Consider the following 20,886-nt stretch of genomic DNA (forward strand, 5'->3'; position numbering starts at 1 on the left):
CCTGATCTTCACTTGATGTACGGATCACTATCCACGATAGTTACAGTTAATAACAAAATAATTAATCATTTGTTTAATTGGGCTTTTTATACAAAAAGAGACCGCCCCTTAAGCCATTGTCATGACTTGGGACAGCCTCTCTCATTAGAATGTTATAGAATTAAATATTGACTTGTTAATTAACCCTTGGTTCCATCTGCTGGCGGGATATACGGAGTTCCATCAGGCTGGAACTGTGTTTTTGGATTCTTCTTGATCTCCAGGAGCATTTGGTTCCCCTTTGTCTCCCATGCTTGAAGCGCCTCTTTCGGTGTCTTCTTGTTGTCAATAACGTCTTGGATGATCGTCTGACCCACATAACGGACGCTGTATAGTCCTGGCTTATCGGTATACAACTTCTCATCGTTGGAGCTCAATGGCGGTACTGGCTTCAACTTATAGAAGGCAGCCACATTGTAGTTCATGCCGTTCAAAGGCTTAATAAATGATTTACGGGACACCATATCGTAAGTAGTACTTCTTGCCTTAATCTTCGCCCACTCTGGACCGTTCAGGAATTTAATGAAATCCCACGCCGTTTCAGGGTTAGGAGCCGTTGCATTAATCGCCATGGTGTTGCTGAGATAGACATCCCCGCCAATACCCGGCTTCTCTGGGTGAGTTGGTACAGTTACTACATCCCAATCAAAAGATTTAAGCTTCTTGTTCGTTTTGGCAGCATCACCAAGGCTTTTCAGTTCGTTAACGAGATTAACGTCACCGATAACCATAGCTGTTTTGCCGGACATGAAGGTATCCGATTCAACCGGGTTGTAGGCCTGGTTTTGCTGATTGTTCTGCTGGCTCTCGAACAGAATTTTATCTTTTCTCAGCTGGGCAATCGTACTCAAGAGCTTCTCCCATTGCGGGGTATTCATGGTCATCTTTTCAGCTTTAGCATCAAAATATTTGAGCTGAAGCGCATCGCTGTATCTGCTTAGATCGTCGTAAGCCGTCGATCCGTTGTAACGGTTGAAGGAGAATCCGTAAACCCGGTCTTTGCCTTGGCCTTTAGCCACACGGCGGGCCAGGTTAAAGACCTCATCATAGGTCATGTCATCCTTAGGCATCTCAACGCCGGCTTTTTTGAAGATATCTTTGTTATAAAAGAGAGCTGAGGAAGAGAAAGTTGGCGAAAACGCGTAAATGTTATTATTGCCAATTTGCTTAATGCCATCGATAACCGATGGAACCATATCGCTTGTGTCAAATTTATCTTCCTGAATCATTGGATCGAGCTGCTTAAGCATGTTCTCGTCAATTAACCTCTTAAGCGTACTCGTGTCGGCAACTACGACGTCGACCGGATTGCTGCCTGTCATTAATCCCTTCAAGCTCTTGATCACATCAGGTTGTTCAGTGTTCTGATTCTCGGAGTAACGCATTTGGTCATAATTCACCGCAGGCACAATTTCAATTGTCACATTCGGGTGTGTGTACTCGTACACATCTGTGAATTGCTGTCTGAAATATTGGTCGTTACCTCCGCCGCCATAAGTCATGCCGATCCGAAGCACCTTTGGCTTGTCGTTATCGGTATTGCTCCCACTTGAACATCCCGCTATCATTCCCGTCAGCATCACCGCCGCAAGACTTGTCGCTAAGATTTTGTACGTTTTCTTAAATCCGTTTTTCAAGATTCTTCCTCCTTAATTGGTTTGGGTGGTGTGATTACAATCTTTCCTCCATCGAACTCCATGCTGGCCCTTCCCCCAATTCCGAGAGCCTCCAGATATTCTTTGGGAACTTGCAGTCTGCCTACCCGGTCCACAACAACGAACGCTTCATGCACTTCCTGAAGCCCGCCTTGACGATTAAATCCGTCCTCTGTCGAATCGAGCCCCGGATTCCTCTTCACGAACTCTGTGCTCGTGAGTCCATCCCGAATCGCAACGACCCGGTCCACCTTGCTTGCCAAAGTCAAATCATGGGTAACAATGACTATGGTAAGACCAATCTCCCGATTGATCCGGCGGAATATATCCATAATCTGATCTGAAGTCCGGGTGTCCACCGAACCGGTAGGTTCATCTGCAAGCAGCAGTTTGGGACGATTAGACAACCCAATCGCAATCGCCACACGCTGCTGCTCACCACCGGACAGCTGCTGAAGGCGGTTATGCATCCGGTCCTTGAGACCAACCCACTCCAGCAGCTGCTTGGCATATGCCCGGTCCACCTTGCCATTTAACATCATCGGCATTTCCACATTCTCGAGCGCCGTAAGATAAGGCAGTAGATTACGCGCATTGTTCTGCCAGATGAACCCTACTGTATTTCTTTTGTACTCAACCAGTTCCCGGTCGTTCACCTTCAGAAGGTTCCATTCTCCCACGGTGACCGTACCGGCAGAAGGGTGATCCAACCCTCCGAGTATATTCAGGAGCGTTGACTTGCCGCTTCCGCTGTTGCCGATAATCGCCATCATCTCGCCATCTTCGACGGTCAGGTTCAGCCCCTGCAGCGCAACGACTTCGATATCCTTGGTTTTAAAAATTTTGACCAATCCCTCGCAGTGAATCACGCTTTATCTCTCCTCTCCAAGCTTCACAGCCTGATGTACCTTAAGTCTGCGAATCTGCCACAGCAGCAGCCCAGCCCCCATAAGGAGCATAACTGCGACAACCAGGTACAGCTGCTGCGTATCCTTGGAATCAAAGACGATCCTAAATGGCGGCACCTGGGATGTGACGTTCTCTGCCGTCTGAAGAAAAGGAAGATACAAACGCCCAACGAGCTTGCCGATTCCAATTCCAAGCGCAATGGAAAGCCCGGCGGTAAGAATCTGCTCCGCAAGCAGCATAATCGTAAGCTGTCTGCGGGATAACCCCATGGCTCTTAGAATCCCGAACTGGACAACCCGCCCTGACAGATTAAAGAACCAGAACAAAATATATCCAATCAAGGAAACCATGACGGAAACGAGGAAGCCCATACTTAGAATCCCAAAGACACCGCCCCGGGTCGGCAGCTTGCTCTGCGTCACCAGCTCTGTTCTTACATCCTTGATCTTGGCAACCTCAATATCCTTCTCAGCCAGTTTGCTGTAGATCGGCGCGACCTTTGCTCCCGGCTTCATCTTCAACCATACTTCATAAGGCATCATCGGCAGCTGGTCATAGATATAATCCAGATTCGCAACAACAAATGGCGTTTGGTCTGGATACAGATTTGGCCAGTAAGGAATAATTCCGTATACCGCAAAATCGATCGTCTGGTCATTAATCGACACGGTGAATGTATCTCCAGGCTTGAGCTTGTATTTCTCGGCCAGACTCGATGGAATCAAGGCTGCCGCTTCATATTGTCCAAGCAGGTTTAAGTATCTGAATGGATGTGCCGGGAACAGATCGTTACGGAACCATGCCACCTTGGAGAAATCCACATTGTCGATGCCCATAATTTGCCCTTGACCGGCAGATTGGCCGGAGACCACGATATTTCCTTTGGTCTGAAGCACTCTTGCTGCATGCTCCACCCCAGGGAGGGTTCTGAAGATTTCAAAAGGCGGCTCCGAATAGATGATTTTGGCGTTCTTGTTCTGCTGCTGTCCAGAACCTCCGCCGCCTCCAGGTCCCGAAGGGCCGCCCCCTCCTGGGGCTCCGCCTCCCTGCTGTCCTCCCCCGGATGGTCCCTTACCAGGAGTAATCTCAGGTGTGCCGGACCACTGGGTCTCCACAACCACATCTGTTCCATATTTGTACAGGGTACGTTCCGTAGAATTCAGATCGATCGTCCTCGCGGCCGATGCATTATATACCCCGAGTCCCAAGGTCAGTACCAGCAGGATCATCAGCGGGTAGTAAGACAATGAAGAGCGGGACAACTGGGTAAGGCTCAGATAATACGGAACTGGCAGCCACTTCTTGCCAATCCAACCTATAAATCGAAGCAGCCATGGGAAAATGCGAAGGAAGAAAAGTCCAATCGCAAATATGGCAATGGCCGGAACGAAGAACAGAAACGGCTGAACCTGAAGCTGATCCGTAGTTAATCCGGTTGAGAACGTGAGCATTTGACGCTCATTGAACAAGTAATATCCATACCCTGCTACTCCAAGCAGCACAACGTCCACGAACCACCGCTGCCAGAATGGACGCCGGTCGGAACGGGCCTGCTTACGCTTGGCATTGACGATCGATGATCTTGCATAGGTGATCGCCGGAATCAAAGTGGACAGGATAGCAATGATCACCGCACCCGCCCCTAGAAGCAGGGCATCCGAATTGAATCCGACGGGAATGGATTTGCGGTCGACAAATTCCAGGAAGCCATTGGCTGAGCCGATCGATTTGGACATAAACCATCCAAGCAACGGCCCGGCGATCATCGAAACAACACCGAGAATGATGCTCTCCAGCAGATAGATCATAATGATCTGCTTGGTCGAAGCCCCCCTGCTTCGCAGCACTGCAATATCACTCTGCTGTTTATCCAGAGCCTGCCTGGCGTTCATAACGATATAATAGAACACCATCGCGATCATTGGCGCTGCCAGGGTGAACAGCATCGTTTGAAGCTGCAGACTTTGGGTGCGGAAGCTGTTCAGCAGCTCTCCGAAAGAGATTGTAACTTTCGTATTCTTAAGCTTCTGATACAGTTCCACGTTGAGGCGGTCCAGAACACTCGACAATGTCGTGATTTGACTGGTTTTAATTTCGCTTAGATCAAAAGCGTAATACCATGTCGCATTATTAAGTGGGATATTCTGTTCCTTCAGAAGGCTGTCGTTAAAGACAGACTCACTGGTATACAGACTGTTGGCCATGCCCTCAAAGCCCTGAACCCAATAAGGATCTGTTTCTTTTTTCGGTTTAAAGGAGCCCACGATTTGGACCCGCAGCGTGATATCGAGCCCGCTGTACACCGGATAATCCAGAATATCCCCAACGTGAAGATCGTTCTGGTACATTCCTTCTTCAAGCATCATAACTTCGACAACGCCATCCGACCGTTTGTCTCCGTACATGTTGCCCTTGGTAATTTCAATTTGATCTTTAAGTCCGCTCATCGAAGCTAAGGTCATCGAGCGGGTCCGGCTGGCATCCACCTTGCTCGGATCTTCCGGAACGACCTCGGTTCCGCGGATAGAGCGGGTATTGACATAGGCCTTATGCGGGAAGCCAATTTGTGCGGGAACATTCTGACTTATGTATTGGTCAACCGCCTTAAGCCCGGCTTGGTCTGTCTTCTCTCCGCCCGAAGCCTGATAGGTCATGAGCAGGGAGCCCGCAGGAAGACCGGTGCTTTGCTCCTGAAGCGTCTTGGCTACAACCCGTTTAAGGGCACCGTCTGAATACATCGGGATACTGACTGTGAACGACACGGCAACAATAAGTCCGATCAGTGTGCTCAATGTCAGCCACCTTGTATTCCACATTTTACGGAATAAGAATCGAACCAGCGGCATTCCCATTAGCGGCCCACTACTTTCTGTCCAGGTGTGAGGCCCTTCTTAATCTCAACATCCGTAGATCTCTGCTCTCCGACCTCAACATCCACCTCGCGTTTGCTTCCATCCTCCTCGACGACCTGAACATAATTCCGGGAACCGGTGGTCCGCAACGCCGAGATCGGAATGACTGTTACATTCTCACGCTTGGAAGTTGTAATCGTGACACTAAGCTGGGTTCCACGTTCAACTCCCTTAGGAAACTTGTCGAGCTGGATGATCATATAACCCTCAAGAGACTGCTTCTTCGGCGGGGTTGTCCCCCCATTACCGTTATTGCCCCCGTTGCCGTTATTACCGCCTCCGCCACCGTTATTGTTATTGCTGCCCGATGCCTTCTCAAGCGCGTCAGCCTTAGGAAGCACCTTGATCTTGCCGCTAACCTCACCCACCTTGTTAATATCCACCTTGGCAGGCATACCCACAGTCAGCTTCTCTAGATCTTCCTTCTGGATGTTGGCCGCAACCACCAAATTCGACGTATCCGCAATCACGGCAATTGTGTCATAAGACTTAATCATAGCACCCTTGTCCACATTGATTGAGGTAACTGTTCCGGTAAAAGGAGCTGTGAGTACAGCCCGTGAAACCTGCTCTTTCAAATCTGCTAATTCCTGACGGGCCTTCTCGAATTGAAGCTTCTTCGTTTCAAACTCAATCGGGTCCTTCTCATCCTTGGTACGCAGGGCTTCCTTCATCGTGACTTCCTGAGAACGGATATCAAGCTCCTTATCCCGGATACTCTTCTGAAGATCTTCCGTGTCCAGTGTGGCAATCACGGCCCCTTTTTTCACTTTATCGCCAAGCTTGATGTTCAGCTCTTTCAGATGAAGCTGCAGCGTATCTCCCAAGGTGAAGTACACAGGCTCCTCCCGTTGGCTTAGAAACTGCCCGCTGCTCTGAACGGTCGTCTCAAATGTTCCTGAGGTTACCTCATACTCCGGTTTCTTGGAAATTTTCGGCGCTTGGATATTCGGCAGCACCTCTTCCTCCTGCTCCTTCGGCAAAAGGCCGCATCCTGAAGCAGTTATAACCGAAAGACACAGGACGGCTGCTCCAGCACTGCGTGCCCACTTCCTCCTTCCCTTAGACAAATCTGCCATCCACCATTTCGTAAACATGGTCTGCTACCTCCAAGATTGTAGGGTCGTGTGTCGTCATACAAATCGTCACATTCTCTGTCTCGATAATATTTTTGAATACAGCCATGACCTGGGCCCCCATCTGCGAGTCCAGATTCGCTGTTGGTTCGTCCGCAAGCAGCAGATGAGGCCGGTGCGCAATAGCCTTGGCGATAGCTACCCGCTGCTGCTCTCCCCCGGACAACTCAAACGGCCGGTGATGCATCCGCTTGCCGAGTCCGACCAAATTCAAGCAGTGGGTAATTCTCTCTTTCCATTCCCGGGAGGGAACCGAAGCCATGCGCAGGGACAATTCCACATTCTCATATGCGGATAGAAGCGGGAGAAGGGCATATGCCTGAAAAATAAACCCGATCTGATCCCTTCTAAGCACAGTCCGCTTCTTGTCACTAAGCGTGTGAAGCTTCTGACCCCGGAAGTAGATTTCACCTTGAGAAGGCTGGTCAAGACCTCCCAGCATATTAAGCAAGGTCGTCTTGCCTGACCCGGATCTTCCTTTCAACATAACCAGCTGGCCCGGCATCACTTCCATGTTGATTCCTTTCAGTACATGAAGAGACTGGCCTCCAACTGGGAACGAACGATGAACTTCCCGAACTTCAAGAATAGGTTCACTCGGCGAAATAAGACCGATCTTCTCCTGACTGCCCGGTTCATCCATCTCCTCTACTTGGGCAGCGGGATCTGCAAAACCATCCTCTGAAGAATTTGATGTTTGAACCTCAACCAGTTCTCCCTCTAAAGGGCTTGCCGCCTGGGATTCCGTTATGGCTTCTTCCAAAGTACCCGCTGATGCAGGGACATCATCTGAAAGACCTTCTGGTGGAGCTTCTTCGAAGGAGTCTGCTGATGAGGCATTCATGGTGGCCTCTACAGAAGGTTCTGTTAGCGGGACGCTCTCAGAGCCTGCTTCGGCAATGCCTTCATCCATTATTTCGTGCTCCTTGGAAGCTTCGCTGTCCAATCTCGCTTCTGCCCCAGGCCCATCATGCTCTGCCTGAAGGGATTGGTGGGAATCCGGAATTTCCAAATCTCTCATACTCTCATTCACATCTCTATTATTTGCGGCCGGATCGGGATTCGGATTGAAAGAGGGCTCACTTTCAACTTCCGGTTTCTGGCCTGCAGGTTGCTTGCGCAGCCAACGCATCATGAATTACGCTCTCCTCCACCCTAATGTATGTAAATCCTTCCAAGTCCAACTGAATTATAAACGATCTGCCTTGTAAAAAAGTTACAATATGTTTATCCTTAACGTCCTATTTTTTTGCACCCGGTCAGAAAATAGAAAAAGACAACCGGAATCGGCTGCCTGTTATAGATTACTATAATTCAATTTAATAGATTATAAAAAAACTGTAACCTTCGAGGTCATTTATTGGCCAAATGCGGCCGGGTTCTCTCTCCAGGACTGAAGCAGCTGTAAATCCTGCTCCTGGATCGTACCCTTAGCAGCCGCCACCCGAATGAGCGCTGAATAGTTGGATAAGGACTCCACGTGAATGCCGGCTTCATCAAAACCTTGAACCGCCTTGTCCAGCTGGTAGCTGAAGATCGCAAGCACCGCCAGCGGCTCTGCTCCAGCTTCCTTAACAGCCTGGGCGGCTTTGATGGAGCTTCCGCCGGTGGAGATCAAATCTTCAATAACGATGACCTTCTGTCCCTCAGCAATCAGACCTTCAATCTGGTTCTCTTTCCCATGGCCCTTGGCCTTGTCGCGGACGTAGGCCATAGGCAGACCCAGTTTTTGCGAGACGAAGGCGGCATGCGGAATGCCTGCGGTTGCCGTACCGGCGATCACATCCGTATCCGGGTACTGCTCCCTGATCAGGGTTGCGAACGACTCCGCAATCAAATCCCGTACTTCGGGATAAGACATAGTCAGCCGGTTATCACAATAAATTGGGGATTTAATACCGGATGTCCAGGTAAAAGGCTGATGTGGACGCAAGGCAACGGCCCCTATATCAAGCAGGCTTTCTGCAATCTTGGATTCTATCTCTTGTTTATTCAGCACGAAGTTGTCATCTCCTCTAAAATTTGCTCGGCTGCGCGTCTTGGATCCGGACTTGCGGTGATCGGACGTCCTACCACAATGAAGTCCGTGCCACAGCGGATGGCCTCGGCTGGCGTCATGATGCGGGACTGGTCGCCTACAGCACTTCCAGTCGGGCGGATTCCAGGTGTGACGGTCCGGAAATCCGGACCACACGCCATCTTAATCGCCTCCACTTCTAACGGGGAGGCTACCACGCCATCAAGTCCGGCTTGAAGCGTTCGCTTGGCATAACGAACTACGGCCTCCTCAATGGTCCCTGGAATGCCGATCTCCTCATTAAGCGTGCTCTGATCCGTACTGGTCAGCTGGGTAACCGCAATAATTAGCGGGGAGGTTAAGGAAGCATCCTTGGCCAGAGCCTCGTCTGCTCCCTCCCTTGCAGCCGCCATCATAGAGACGCCCCCGGCTGCGTGAACATTGAACATATCCACGCCCAGGCGGGTAATACTATTGGCGCCGCCTTTTACCGTATTGGGGATATCATGCATTTTCAAGTCCAAAAACACCTTGTAGCCCTTAGCTTTAAGCTCCCGGACGAAATCAGGGCCAGCTGTATAATACAGCTGCATCCCTACTTTCATATAACAGGGTATCCCCTGTAGCCGGTTAATCAGGAGCCTGGCATCCTCCGCAGAGGGATAATCCAGAGCCACCATTAATTTTTCAGCAGTATGTTGAACCTTCACTTGTTACTCCTCCTTAAGATCAGTCATTGTTCCTGATGCGGTCGGGGAGTTATTTGGCCGATGCCACGGAAGGCATCGCCTGCGAAGTGAAGTTGATTGATTCAAGCATCGTCAGAAGAGCCCGGACCGTATCAAGCGAAGTCATACATACAATTCCGTTCTCCACCGCTTCACGGCGGATTCTGAAGCCATCACGCTCCGGCTCCTTGCCTTTGGTCAGTGTGTTCACAACAAAGTGGGCTTGACCTCCGCGGATCAAATCAAGAATATTAGGTGTTCCTTCACTCAGCTTGTTGACCGTAGTCACATGAATGCCGGCTTCCTCCAAAGCTTGGGCCGTACCGCCTGTTGCGATGATGTTGTAACCCAGATTGTTGAAACCGCGGAACAGTTCAATTGCCTCTTCCTTATCTTTGTCTGACACGGTGGCAATCATGGAACCGGTTGTCGGAATTTTCATCCCTGCTCCGATCAGTCCTTTATAAAGCGCTTTGGCGTAATGCTGATCCCGTCCCATAACTTCTCCGGTGGACTTCATTTCCGGTCCGAGGGTCGGTTCAACCCGGCGCAGCTTGGCGAAGGAGAATACCGGCACTTTCACCGATACATAGTCGCTCTCCGGCCATAAGCCGTCCACATAACCAAGATCCTTCAACTTCGTTCCAAGAATGCACTGGGTGGCCACATTCGCCATCGGAATATTGGTAACCTTACTTAGGAACGGAACAGTCCGGGAAGAGCGAGGGTTCACTTCGATCACATATACTTCGTCCTTGTAAATAACGAACTGGATGTTCACAAGCCCGACAGTCTTCAGCTCTTTGGCGATTTTGATCGTGACATCCACAATCTTATTTTTCAAAGTATCGGACAGATACTGCGGAGGATACACGGCGATGGAGTCTCCGGAGTGAACCCCGGCACGCTCAACATGTTCCATAATGCCTGGAATCAATACCGTCTCCCCGTCGCAAATCGCATCCACTTCCACTTCCTTACCGAGCATGTAACGGTCAATCAGAACCGGATGCTGCGGATTGATCTGTACCGCCTGTTCCATGTATCTAAGCAGCTCGTCATCCGAATATACAATCTCCATGGCACGGCCTCCAAGTACATAGGAAGGACGAACCAGTACCGGATATCCAAGGGACTGGGCTGTTCCAACCGCTTCTTCTACGGAGGTCACCGTGCTGCCTTTCGGCTGGGCGATTTCCAATCTGGACAGGAGCGCTTCGAATTTCTTGCGGTCTTCCGCCTCATCGATGCTCTCGAGGCTGGTTCCCAGAATGTTAACCCCTGCTGCCTTAAGTGGGGCCGCCAGGTTAATTGCGGTCTGCCCTCCGAACTGTACGATGACCCCGACCGGCTTCTCTTCTTCGATCACGTTCATAACATCCTCGAAGAACAAAGGTTCAAAGTACAACCGGTCCGATGTGTTAAAGTCCGTTGAAACTGTCTCCGGGTTGTTATTGATGATAACCGCTTCATAACCCGCTTTTTGAATCGCCCATACCGCATGTACTGTTGAGTAGTCGAACTCAATCCCTTGGCCGATCCGGATCGGACCGGAACCAAGCACGATGATCTTCTCCTTGGAAGAAGGGGTCACTTCGTTCTCCTGCTCATATGTGGAGTAGTAATATGGTGTAGTTGCTTCGAACTCTGCGGCGCAGGTATCCACCATTTTATAAACCGGGCGAAGACCTTGGGCAAGACGCAGGCTTCTTACATCTGCTTCGGTTGTATGTTCACTGAATGACGCCTGATTGCGAAGCTCAGCAATGGCCCGGTCAGTGAAGCCCATCCGTTTGGCTTCGTACAGCGTCCCTTGGGTAAGCTCAGATTCCGAGGCAATCTTCTTCTCGAACTCCACAATCCGCTCAATCTTGTCAAGGAACCACCAGTCGATGTTGGTCAGGTCCTGAATCTGCTGCAGTTCATACCCGCGGCGAAATGCCTCTGCAACCAGGAAGAGTCGCTCATCGTCAGGTTGAACCAGCCGTCTGTCAAGGTCCTCTTGGGTGAGCTGGTCCGCCCCTTTCAAGAACAGGCGGTGAGTCCCAATCTCCAGGGAGCGGACAGCCTTATGAATCGATTCTTCAAAAGTACGCCCGATCGCCATAACCTCACCGGTGGCTTTCATTTGGGTTCCCAATTTGCGGTTTGCACTAACAAATTTATCGAACGGCCAACGCGGGATTTTGCTCACGATATAATCCAGTGTCGGCTCAAAGCAGGCATAGGTCTGCCCGGTTACCGGGTTGACGATTTCATCCAAAGTGTATCCAAGTGCAATCTTGGCAGCCATCTTGGCAATCGGATAACCGGTTGCTTTGGAGGCCAGCGCAGAGGAGCGGCTTACGCGTGGATTTACCTCGATGACATAGTACTGATAGCTCTGAGGGTCAAGAGCGAATTGTACGTTACATCCACCTTCAATATTCAAGGCGCGGATAATCTTCAGTGATGCGGACCGAAGCATCTGGTACTCGCGGTCCGACAGCGTCTGGCTCGGAGCCACTACGATACTGTCTCCCGTATGAACGCCAACCGGATCAAAGTTCTCCATGTTGCAGACTACGATACAGTTATCGTTGGCGTCACGCATAACTTCGTATTCGACTTCCTTCATGCCGGCAATGCTCTTCTCGATAAGGCATTGTCCGATCGGGCTGTAACGGATACCTGCCGCCACGGTCTCCCTCAGTTCCTCTTCATCCGCACAGATGCCGCCGCCTGTTCCTCCCAGGGTATACGCAGGGCGCACGATAACCGGATATCCGATCTCCTCGGCAAAACGCACCGATTCTTCCACCGTCGTAATAATCGTACTGGCCGGTACCGGCTGCTCCAGTTCGCGCATCAGCTCACGGAACAAATCACGGTCCTCCGCTTTCTCGATCGAGGTGAGCTGTGTTCCAAGCAGCTTCACATTCTCGCGTTCAAGCACACCTGCCTTGGCAAGCTCCACAGCCATGTTCAGACCTGTCTGTCCGCCCAAGGTTGGCAGCAGTCCATCCGGACGCTCCTGGCGGATAATTTGGGTAACGAAGTCCAAGGTGATCGGCTCGATGTACACCTTATCCGCCATATTCGTATCCGTCATAATGGTTGCAGGGTTACTGTTGATCAGGACAACCTCTACCCCCTCTTCCTTTAGAGCCTGGCAGGCCTGCGTACCAGCATAGTCGAATTCCGCGGCCTGGCCGATGACAATCGGGCCGGAGCCGATAACCAGGATTTTCTTCAGTTCATTATTTTTAGGCATCTTAACGAGCTCCTTTCGCTGCTGCCATGATCAGGGCCTGGCGTGGTTTTTGTGGATTCTCTTGTTTGTGGTTGCGGATCATTTCCAGGAACCGGTCAAACAGATAGCTGTTGTCGTAAGGGCCTGGCGCGGCTTCCGGGTGGTACTGCACCGAGAAGGCAGGGTATTTCGTATGCTTAAGACCTTCGATGGTCTTATCGTTATTGTTGATATGAGTGACTTCCAGCTCTGTTCCAGCAATGGAAGACTCGGTTACGGTGTAACCATGGTTCTGCGAAGTGATATAGCAGCGTCCGGATTCCAGTTCCTTGACCGGATGATTCCCGCCACGGTGGCCGAATTTTAGGCTTTCCGTATCCGCTCCGCAGGCCAGCGCGAACAGCTGGTGTCCCAGACAGATGCCGAAGATCGGATATTCGCCGAGCAGCTCGGATACCATTTTCACGGCATATGGCACATCTTTCGGGTCCCCAGGGCCGTTGGAGAGCTGGATGCCGTCAGGATGAAGCTGACGGATCTCCTCTGCTGTCGTGTCATGCGGCACTACGATCACATCGCAGCCCCGCTTGGTCAGCTCGCGAAGGATTCCGCTCTTGGCGCCAAAATCCACCAGGACAATGCGCTCTTTGGCTCCTGGGCTGCTGTATATATGGTTAGTGGACGTACGCGCCACTTGATTTCTAAGTTCGTTAATGCTCGTTGCTTTAATCATCTCTTGAAGCTCTTCAAGCGATTTGGAGGAAGTCGTAAGTATCCCCTTCATCGTTCCGTGATGGCGGATGATCCGGGTCAGCATGCGGGTATCAATATCGCTTATTCCAGGAATGCCATATTCCTTAAGCAGGTCACCAATGCTGGTCTGGGCACGCCAGTTGCTCGGCACCGGTTCATAGCGGCGCACGACAAAACCGTGGATCGATGGGGCGACAGATTCAAAGTCATCCCGCGTGATCCCGTAGTTGCCGATTAGCGGATAGGTCATCGTTACGATTTGTCCACAGTAGGACGGGTCCGACAGAACTTCCTGATATCCGGTGATTCCTGTATTGAATACTACTTCACCGGTCTTTTCAACCTCGGCTCCAAAAGATTTGCCAGTGAATAAAGTGCCGTCTTCGAGCAATAATCTAGCCTGCATTGCGATATCATCTCCCATATTAGATTACCCTCCCAAACCCTCCCTGGAAGGGAGGGCCCCAAGGGCTTTGCCCTCTGGACACCCGAAAGTTTGGCGAAGGATTTAGAGTGTGCTTCCTTGCTGCTGATGGTGGTAGGAGCGCTTGCCGTCCCTGCGGGACCCGCTTTATTTCAGTGCTCCTTTGATTTGGAAAAGCATGGGTTCGTGGTGCTGCCCTTGGCACGATTTGGTGTTGCTTCGTGCTCCGTGCGCTCTCCCTGCGGGATTCGCTGCTCTTTCGAGCAGGGCCCTTGGGGCTACGGTGGTGCGGTTTTGCGTTGCTTCGTGCTCCGTGCGCTCTCCCTGCGGGATTCGCTGCTCTTTCGAGCAGGGCCCTTGAGGCTACGGGCGTGCGTTTTTGCGTTGCTTCGTGCTCCGTGCGCTCTCCCTGTGGGATTCGCTGCTCTTTCGAGCAGGGCCCTTGGGGCTACGAGCGTGCGTTTTTGCGTTGCTTCGTGCTCCGTGCGCTCTCCCTGTGGGATTCGCTGCTCTTTCGAGCAGGGCCCTTGGGGCTACGGTGGGCGTTTTTGCGTTGCTTCGTGCTCCGTGCGCTCTCCCTGCGGGAATCGCTGCTCTTTCGAGCATTACTTCCATCTATACTTGCTTACTCGGACCAGACTACTTTGCCGCTTACGATGGTAGCGACAGGCCAGCCCTTAAGCTTCCAATCGGTAAAAGGGGTGTTGCGGCCCTTCGACGCGAAGGTCGTCGGGTCTACGGCTCTCTCAGTCTCAAGGTCCACGATCGTCAGATCAGCTGGAGCGCCGGGCTCAAGCTTGCCGGCCGCCAGGCCGAACACCCGGGCCGGGTCAGCGGTCATCCGCTGGATGAGCTGGGCCAGCGGCCATTTGCCAGTGGCCACGAACTTGGTGTAGAGCAGTGGGAACGCGGTCTCGAAACCCACGATTCCGAACGGGGCAAGCTGCATGCCACGTTCTTTCTCTTCCTCACTGTGAGGGGCGTGGTCGGTGACGATAATGTCGATCGTACCGTCCTCCACCGCCCGAATGCAGGCCTCCACGTCGCGGCGGGAGCGCAGCGGCGGGTTCATTTTCCAATTGGCATCCAGTCCCGGAATGTCCTCTTCTGAGAGGATCAGGTGATGAGGGCAGACCTCAGCGGTCACCTTGATTCCGATTTCCTTGGCCTGACGGATCAAGCGGATCGACTGCTCCGTGCTCACGTGGCAGACATGGTAATGCACGCCAGTCGCTTCAGCCAGCAGAATGTCACGCCCCACATGAATCGCCTCGGATTCGTTTGGAATTCCTTTGAGCCCATGCTTTCTGGCAAATTCACCTTCAGCAACCGGAGCTCCTTCCACCAAGGTATTGTCTTCACAATGGGCGATGACCGGCATACCCAGCTCAGCAGCCCATTTCATAGCGTTCTTCATCATTTGAGCACTTTGCACACCGACTCCGTCATCGGTGAATCCGATAGCCCCAGACTCTTTAAGCGCCGGGAAGTCGGTAAGCTCGCGGCCCAGTTCACTCTTTGTAATGGCCGCATAGGGAAGGACATGAACCAAATCCGCTTCCTTGGCTCTGTCCAGCACCAGCTTTACCGTCTCCGGATTATCAGTTACCGGTCTTGTATTGGGCATGCAGGCAATGGTGGTGAATCCGCCTTTAGCCGCTGAGCGTGCCCCAGTCTCGATCGTTTCTTTATATTCAAAGCCCGGCTCTCTAAGGTGAACATGCATATCAATGAACCCTGCGGATACCAGCTTGCCTTGAGCATCTATCACTTGCGCATTGTCCAGGGCTACCTGTTCAGATGCCTCCACAATCTGCTGAATGACTCCCCCGGCAACCACGATCTTCTTCAGTCCAAGCTTGCCGTCCGTACCTACGATATTTGCATTTTTAATTATTAGTTCCATGATGACCTCCGCTTATTTTCCCTCTTTGTATCATATCGTTTTAGGCGTTTGCCGTTACAATTTCATTGCACGTTCCATAACCGCCATGCGGATCGGAACCCCGTTTGCCATTTGGGTGAAAATACGGGATTTCTCACTCTCCACCAGGCTGTCATCAATCTCAACGTTCCGGTTCACAGGAGCCGGATGCATGATAATTGCTCCTGGCTCAAGCTTAGCGGCTCTCTCTTCCGTGAGCCCGTACTGCAAACGATACTGTTCTGGAGACTTCAGCATACCTTCGGCATGACGTTCCAGTTGGACGCGGAGCATCATCACCACATCAGCTTTTAGCGCTTCTTCCATAGATACATAAGGTGCATGCTCAGCAAGCTCAGGTGCCTGCATATTGGCTGGAGCACAGAACTTCACATTGGCGCCGAATTTTTGAAGAGCCCACAGGTTCGATCTTGCCACCCGGCTTTGAATAATGTCGCCGATGATGGACACTCTCAGCCCCTTCAGTTCACCAAAATGCTGTTTCATCGTGTATAAATCAAGCAGTGCCTGGGTCGGATGCTCATTGTTGCCGTCTCCGGCATTGACCAGCGGAACCTTGACCCGCTCAGCCAGCTCAGCCAGCAGACCGATGGGCTTCAGCCGGATCACTCCGGCGTCGATCCCCATGGATTCAAGGGTTCGTACAGTGTCGTAGATCGATTCTCCCTTCTCCACGCTTGAGGCCGCTGCAGCGAAATTGAGCACCTGTGCACCAAGACGCTTCTCGGCCATTTCAAAAGAAAAACGGGTGCGTGTGCTGTTCTCAAAAAACATGTTCGCGACAAACCGGTTCTCCAGTACCGGTATCATCTTCTCCTGCTGGTTAGCCCAGTAAGCTGCCCGGTCCAGGATTGAAGATATTTCATCCCGGCTTAAGTCCTTAAGGCCAAGCAGGCTGCGCTCCTTCACCGCCGACATGGAAATGGTCATGATTAGATGTCCTCCCGCTGCTGTAAAATTCTCACTTGATCCACTCCGTCGAACTCTTTCAGGTGCACTTCGATTTCCTCCGCTCTGGAGGTGGGCACGTTCTTCCCGATATAATCAGCCCGGATCGGCAGCTCCCGGTGTCCCCGGTCCGCCAGAACAGCGAGCTGAATGGATTCAGGCCGTCCACAGTCCATCAGCGCATCCATCGCCGCCCGGATCGTTCTGCCTGTATAGAGCACATCGTCGCACAGGATAACCTTCTTGCCTTGAATGGTCTGACCGTTCAGCTGCTGCCCCAAGGATTCGTTCTTCCCGCTAGGGGCAGATCTGTCATCCCGATACTGGGTGACATCGATCTCTCCCCAAGGAACCGGCGTGCCTTCAATCTCTTCCAGTCTCTCGGCTATCCGCTTCGCCAGATACACACCGCGTGTGCGGATACCTACCAAGACACAGCCTTCGATACCTTTGTTCTTCTCCAGAATTTCATGAGCAATTCTTGTCAGCGCCCGCCGGATTGCGATTTCGTCCATAATGACATGTTGTAATTCCATACTCACAGATTAGCCTCCTAATGATCAGATTCATCAGGTTCCGTGAAGAGCAACAAAAAAACTCCTTGCCCAGTTCCAGGCAAGGAGTTCCGAGTCATGTCTGCACACAGAGCATGACTGTCACAGGTTATAAGGAAGGGGCACCTGCGCCGCAGCGCGGTGTTTATCCATTCCGAATAAAACCTCATTCACGTTACCTTGCCAGCCTCACGGGACTGATTTAAAGGTGCTATTGATTTACATGAATTATGACAGAACACCGGGAGCCTGTCAAGGCGGGGGAATACAAATCATGTCGATTATTGTCGATAATCAGTCTCCTCCCTGCAAGAGGAGGGTAAACTTTTCTCATCCCTATTTATAATTATACGTTATTATTGCATAAATATCCACATATAAAAATCATGATTTCTAATTTGGTACAGCCTTAAACTCATCTTTTAAGCATATTGGAATGACAAAAAGCCACCGTCACTAAACGGTGGCTTCCAGTTTCTTATTCACTTAAAATTCAAACTTCACATCGCCTAAACGACGTTTAATTTCAGAAATGACCCGCTTCTCCTCTTCCTCGCCTGCAGCAATGAAGGTCACGGAGAAGCGAACAAACGCCCCCGCATCATCCCAAGGCACCGTGGAAATCAGCTTCTCACGAATAAGGTATTGGGAGAAGGCTTCTCCGCTTTCAAAGCGAGGTCCCCCCTCTACGCCTTTAGGAGCGGCTACATACAGGAAGAATGAACCCTTAGGTTTCTTGGCCTTGAAGCCAAGCTCATTCAGGGCCGACACCAGCATATCATGACGGCGGGAGTATTTCTCCGCAATTTTCTCCGTGATCCCCGGATTCGCAAGACCGTAAGCAGCAGCCTTTTGAATCGCGATGAATTGACCGGAATCATTGTTGTCCTTCACATCACTGAATGCCTTAACCACAAGTGGATTACCAGCTACAAATCCGATTCTCCACCCAGTCATGTTATAGGACTTCGAGAGGGAGTGAAGTTCGATACCAACGTCCTTGGCCCCCGGCACCGACAGGAAACTGAGAGGCTTAAGACCATCGTATGTCAGGGCAGCGTAAGGTGCGTCATGTACAACTACCACATTGTATTTTTTAGCCCAAGCCACAACCTCTGCAAAGAACTCGGGAGTGGCACTTGCGCCTGTAGGGTTGTTCGGGTAATTCAGATACAGCAGCTTGGCCCGGCGGCTGATTTCTTCCGGAATGGAGGAAAGGTCCGGGAGAAAATTATTCTCCTCTGTAAGCTGAACGTTGTATACTTCCCCACCCAGATACTTGGTATGGGTGCCAAGTATAGGATAGCCGGGAACGGTCATTATAGTGACATCACCCGGGTTGATGAAGCAGGAAGGCAGCATGGCTAGTGCAGGCTTGGAACCAATCGAGTGCACAATTTCAGTCACAGGATCAATACCGTCCACGCTGAATACTTCTTTCAGGTATTTGGCAGCAGCCTCCTTGAACTCGGCGATGCCGTTGTCCGCATACCCGCGGTTCTCCGGTTTAGCCGCCTCTTCCGCAAGCTTGGCCACGATGCCCGCATCCGCCATCTCATCCGGTTCACCGACCCCCATGTCAATAAGCTCAACATCAGGAAAGTCTTTTTTGGCTGCAGCCTTTGCACGCTTAATCTTCTCAAATTTATAAATGGCGGTATCTTTGCCGTAGTTCGCTCCGCCAATCCGGTCTGCAAAATTGGTTTGAATATACGTTGATTGATATTGTTCAATACTCATGTTTAAGTCCATCTCCTTAACTGAATCTATGTCTAAATATGCTGTAAATCCCGGATGAACACAATGGATTTTCCGTCAGAACGTTTGTACTATTTAACCGCCCGGTCTTGGACACGCCAGCCCCATGTATTTCCGAGCAGAGCTGCGCTAAGCCCTAAACCTCTCTATGCAATGGTTCCGTCATTCCTTACCTAAAGGATTCTCCAATAAGGCAGTTCCTATCTGCCTATCTCGCAAAATATAGTTTTTATCTAAAAACGCTTTAACCTCTCCCTCCAAAATGTGTAAACCTATGTGTGATCGCCTTAGCCAATTTTAAACACAACAAAAAAAGCATCCAGAACACCCTGCTCCGGTTAATGCCGGAAGCTTGAAATACGTGTCCTGTGATGCCTTGTATTTGTGCCAATGTAAACCTGAATTTAAACGTACATAGCGATTCCTTATCTGTTCCGCAGCGAAATCAACAGCTCTTCCATATCACCAGGAATCGGGGCATTGAACTCCTTATACTCGTCAGAGGAGGGATGAACAAATCCTAGTACCGCCGCATGAAGGGCTTGTCCATTCATTTTAATGCCTTTGCTTCTTCCATACATCGGGTCGCCCACAAGCGGGTGCTCAATAAATTTCATATGTACCCGGATCTGATGGGTCCGCCCCGTCTCAAGCTTCAGCTCGAGCAAGGTGTAATCCCCGAATCTTTCCACAACTTGAAAATGGGTCACGGCCGTCTTGCTGTTCCGCTCGGTGACCGTAAACATCTTGCGATCATGCGGGTCACGGCCAATCGGCGCATCCACTGTTCCCTGGTCATGGACCACATTCCCGTGAACGAGAGCGAAGTACTTACGCGTAACCGAGTGGTCCTTCAGCTGCGCCGCAAGCGAGGCATGGGCCTTATCGTTCTTGGCAGCCATGAGCAGGCCTGACGTATCCTTGTCGATACGGTGCACAATGCCTGGTCTAAGCTCTCCGTTAATCCCGGAAAGGTCCTTGCAGTGATACATGAGCGCATTCACCAAGGTTCCCGAAGAATGGCCAGGTGCAGGATGTACGACCATGCCGCGGGGCTTGTTCACCACAATGACATCGGAATCCTCAAAGTATACATCCAGCGGAATGTCCTCGGGCACAAGCTCCACGGTGCTGGGTTCAGGAATCGTAACGCTGACCAGATCGCCCTGTGCCAGCTTATAGTTGGATTTCACCGGCGCGCCGTTAACCACCACATGGCCTTCCTCAATCCAAAGCTGAATCTGGCTTCTCGAATAATCCTCAGTCAAACATTCTTTAACATACTTATCTATTCGTTCTTTGGCCGATTCGGCTTCAACCGTCCACTCTAAAGTTTCATTCATGAAGTCTGTTCGCTCCCTGCCTCTGCCTCTTTTTTCTTCTGTCTTCCCATATCCAGGAACGAGTCAAGCACAATCAATGCCACACCGACAACGATACAGGAATCGGCAATATTGAAGATCGGGAATGTGTAGCTTCCGAAATTAAACATCAGAAAATCCACTACTTCCCCATTCAGAGCACGATCAAGGAAATTCCCAATCGCACCGCCAAGCACCAGTGCCAACGCCGTTGGGAGCAGTCTGTTCTTACCACCTTTAATTTTCTGCATATACCACACGATAGCAAGCACAACGATGACTGTAATTACAATGAAGAACCAGCGCTGGTTCTCAAGAATCCCAAATGCCGCTCCGCGGTTCCGGTGTGAGGTAATCACAAAAAAGTTCCCGATTACAGGAACTAGCTCATTTAGCTGCAATTTGGTTGCTATGATATATTTGGTTCCCTGGTCAATCAGAAATACAATTAGCGCAATCAAGTAATAAATCACTGCCATTCGTCACCCCGTTTTTGATATCATCCGCCATTTCAT

15 protein-coding genes are annotated in these 20,886 nt (G+C 50.9%); all 15 read right to left on the reverse strand.

Translation table 11 applies throughout. The features are described from left to right. Nucleotides 1–179: 179 nt before the first annotated feature. The 15 genes from KJS63_RS03570 to lspA all read right to left on the reverse strand — a co-directional run bounded on the left by KJS63_RS03570 (nucleotide 180) and on the right by lspA (nucleotide 20,844). On the reverse strand, nucleotides 180–1,676 hold the full coding sequence (locus KJS63_RS03570; RefSeq protein ID WP_244862475.1) for an ABC transporter substrate-binding protein: 1,497 nt from the start codon (nucleotides 1,674–1,676) through the stop codon (nucleotides 180–182). Next, entirely contained in the window at nucleotides 1,673–2,563 is an 891-nt protein-coding gene (locus KJS63_RS03575) for an ABC transporter ATP-binding protein (RefSeq protein ID WP_068616422.1), read from the reverse strand. The genes KJS63_RS03570 and KJS63_RS03575 overlap by 4 nt, the downstream gene beginning before the upstream one ends. A 3-nt stretch (nucleotides 2,564–2,566) precedes the next feature. Continuing rightward, nucleotides 2,567–5,455, reverse strand: a complete 2,889-nt coding sequence (locus KJS63_RS03580; RefSeq protein WP_213617962.1) for an ABC transporter permease — start codon at nucleotides 5,453–5,455, stop codon at nucleotides 2,567–2,569. Further along, the gene (locus KJS63_RS03585) at nucleotides 5,455–6,612 is read right to left on the reverse strand and encodes an efflux RND transporter periplasmic adaptor subunit (RefSeq protein ID WP_213617963.1); all 1,158 of its coding nucleotides are present in this window, start codon (nucleotides 6,610–6,612) and stop codon (nucleotides 5,455–5,457) included. Before KJS63_RS03585 ends, KJS63_RS03580 begins: the two co-directional genes overlap by 1 nt. Further along, nucleotides 6,578–7,294, reverse strand: a complete 717-nt coding sequence (locus KJS63_RS03590) for an ABC transporter ATP-binding protein (RefSeq protein WP_068622109.1) — start codon at nucleotides 7,292–7,294, stop codon at nucleotides 6,578–6,580. Before KJS63_RS03590 ends, KJS63_RS03585 begins: the two co-directional genes overlap by 35 nt. 714 nt (nucleotides 7,295–8,008) lie before the next feature. Next, nucleotides 8,009–8,650, reverse strand: coding sequence for an orotate phosphoribosyltransferase (gene pyrE / locus KJS63_RS03595; RefSeq protein WP_280520774.1), 642 nt, complete (start codon nucleotides 8,648–8,650; stop codon nucleotides 8,009–8,011). Then, a complete protein-coding gene (gene pyrF, locus KJS63_RS03600; protein ID WP_280520775.1) occupies nucleotides 8,644–9,378 on the reverse strand; it encodes an orotidine-5'-phosphate decarboxylase in 735 nt (244 codons plus the stop codon). Before pyrF ends, pyrE begins: the two co-directional genes overlap by 7 nt. A 49-nt stretch (nucleotides 9,379–9,427) precedes the next feature. Beyond that, entirely contained in the window at nucleotides 9,428–12,649 is a 3,222-nt protein-coding gene (carB, locus tag KJS63_RS03605) for a carbamoyl-phosphate synthase large subunit (protein ID WP_213617964.1), read from the reverse strand. 1 nt (nucleotide 12,650) lies between these two features. Further along, complete coding sequence (locus tag KJS63_RS03610) at nucleotides 12,651–13,787, reverse strand: carbamoyl phosphate synthase small subunit (protein WP_213618321.1); 1,137 nt, start codon at nucleotides 13,785–13,787, stop codon at nucleotides 12,651–12,653. 643 nt (nucleotides 13,788–14,430) lie between these two features. Continuing rightward, nucleotides 14,431–15,711, reverse strand: a complete 1,281-nt coding sequence (locus KJS63_RS03615) for a dihydroorotase (protein ID WP_213617965.1) — start codon at nucleotides 15,709–15,711, stop codon at nucleotides 14,431–14,433. Between the two features lie 54 nt (nucleotides 15,712–15,765). Next, nucleotides 15,766–16,680: an aspartate carbamoyltransferase catalytic subunit gene (locus tag KJS63_RS03620; RefSeq protein WP_068616409.1), complete on the reverse strand. Its 915-nt coding sequence runs from the start codon at nucleotides 16,678–16,680 to the stop codon at nucleotides 15,766–15,768. 2 nt (nucleotides 16,681–16,682) lie between these two features. Next, entirely contained in the window at nucleotides 16,683–17,234 is a 552-nt protein-coding gene (gene pyrR, locus KJS63_RS03625) for a bifunctional pyr operon transcriptional regulator/uracil phosphoribosyltransferase PyrR (protein WP_213618322.1), read from the reverse strand. 504 nt (nucleotides 17,235–17,738) lie between these two features. Further along, nucleotides 17,739–18,992 carry an LL-diaminopimelate aminotransferase gene (locus KJS63_RS03630; RefSeq protein WP_213617966.1) on the reverse strand — a complete coding sequence of 418 codons (1,254 nt, stop codon included), beginning with the start codon at nucleotides 18,990–18,992 and terminating at the stop codon, nucleotides 17,739–17,741. A gap of 443 nt (nucleotides 18,993–19,435) precedes the next feature. Then, nucleotides 19,436–20,353: an RluA family pseudouridine synthase gene (locus tag KJS63_RS03635; RefSeq protein WP_213617967.1), complete on the reverse strand. Its 918-nt coding sequence runs from the start codon at nucleotides 20,351–20,353 to the stop codon at nucleotides 19,436–19,438. After that, entirely contained in the window at nucleotides 20,350–20,844 is a 495-nt protein-coding gene (gene lspA, locus KJS63_RS03640) for a signal peptidase II (RefSeq protein WP_213618323.1), read from the reverse strand. Before lspA ends, KJS63_RS03635 begins: the two co-directional genes overlap by 4 nt. Nucleotides 20,845–20,886 lie beyond the last annotated feature (42 nt).

Source organism: Paenibacillus sp. J22TS3 (assembly GCF_018403205.1).
GTDB classification, from domain to species: Bacteria; Bacillota; Bacilli; order Paenibacillales; family Paenibacillaceae; genus Fontibacillus; species Fontibacillus tuaregi.

Excerpts from the sequence above, each read along its gene's own strand:
- KJS63_RS03580 (WP_213617962.1), bottom strand. The coding sequence starts at position 5,455 with ATGGGAATGCCGCTGGTTCGATTCTTATTCCGTAAAATGTGGAATACA.
- KJS63_RS03585 (WP_213617963.1), bottom strand. The coding sequence starts at position 6,612 with ATGTTTACGAAATGGTGGATGGCAGATTTGTCTAAGGGAAGGAGGAAG.
- KJS63_RS03590 (WP_068622109.1), bottom strand. The coding sequence starts at position 7,294 with ATGGATGAACCGGGCAGTCAGGAGAAGATCGGTCTTATTTCGCCGAGT.
- carB (WP_213617964.1), bottom strand. The coding sequence starts at position 12,649 with ATGCCTAAAAATAATGAACTGAAGAAAATCCTGGTTATCGGCTCCGGC.
- KJS63_RS03610 (WP_213618321.1), bottom strand. The coding sequence starts at position 13,787 with ATGCAGGCTAGATTATTGCTCGAAGACGGCACTTTATTCACTGGCAAA.
- KJS63_RS03615 (WP_213617965.1), bottom strand. The coding sequence starts at position 15,711 with ATGGAACTAATAATTAAAAATGCAAATATCGTAGGTACGGACGGCAAG.
- KJS63_RS03620 (WP_068616409.1), bottom strand. The coding sequence starts at position 16,680 with ATGACCATTTCCATGTCGGCGGTGAAGGAGCGCAGCCTGCTTGGCCTT.
- pyrR (WP_213618322.1), bottom strand. The coding sequence starts at position 17,234 with ATGGAATTACAACATGTCATTATGGACGAAATCGCAATCCGGCGGGCG.
- KJS63_RS03630 (WP_213617966.1), bottom strand. The coding sequence starts at position 18,992 with ATGAGTATTGAACAATATCAATCAACGTATATTCAAACCAATTTTGCA.
- KJS63_RS03635 (WP_213617967.1), bottom strand. The coding sequence starts at position 20,353 with ATGAATGAAACTTTAGAGTGGACGGTTGAAGCCGAATCGGCCAAAGAA.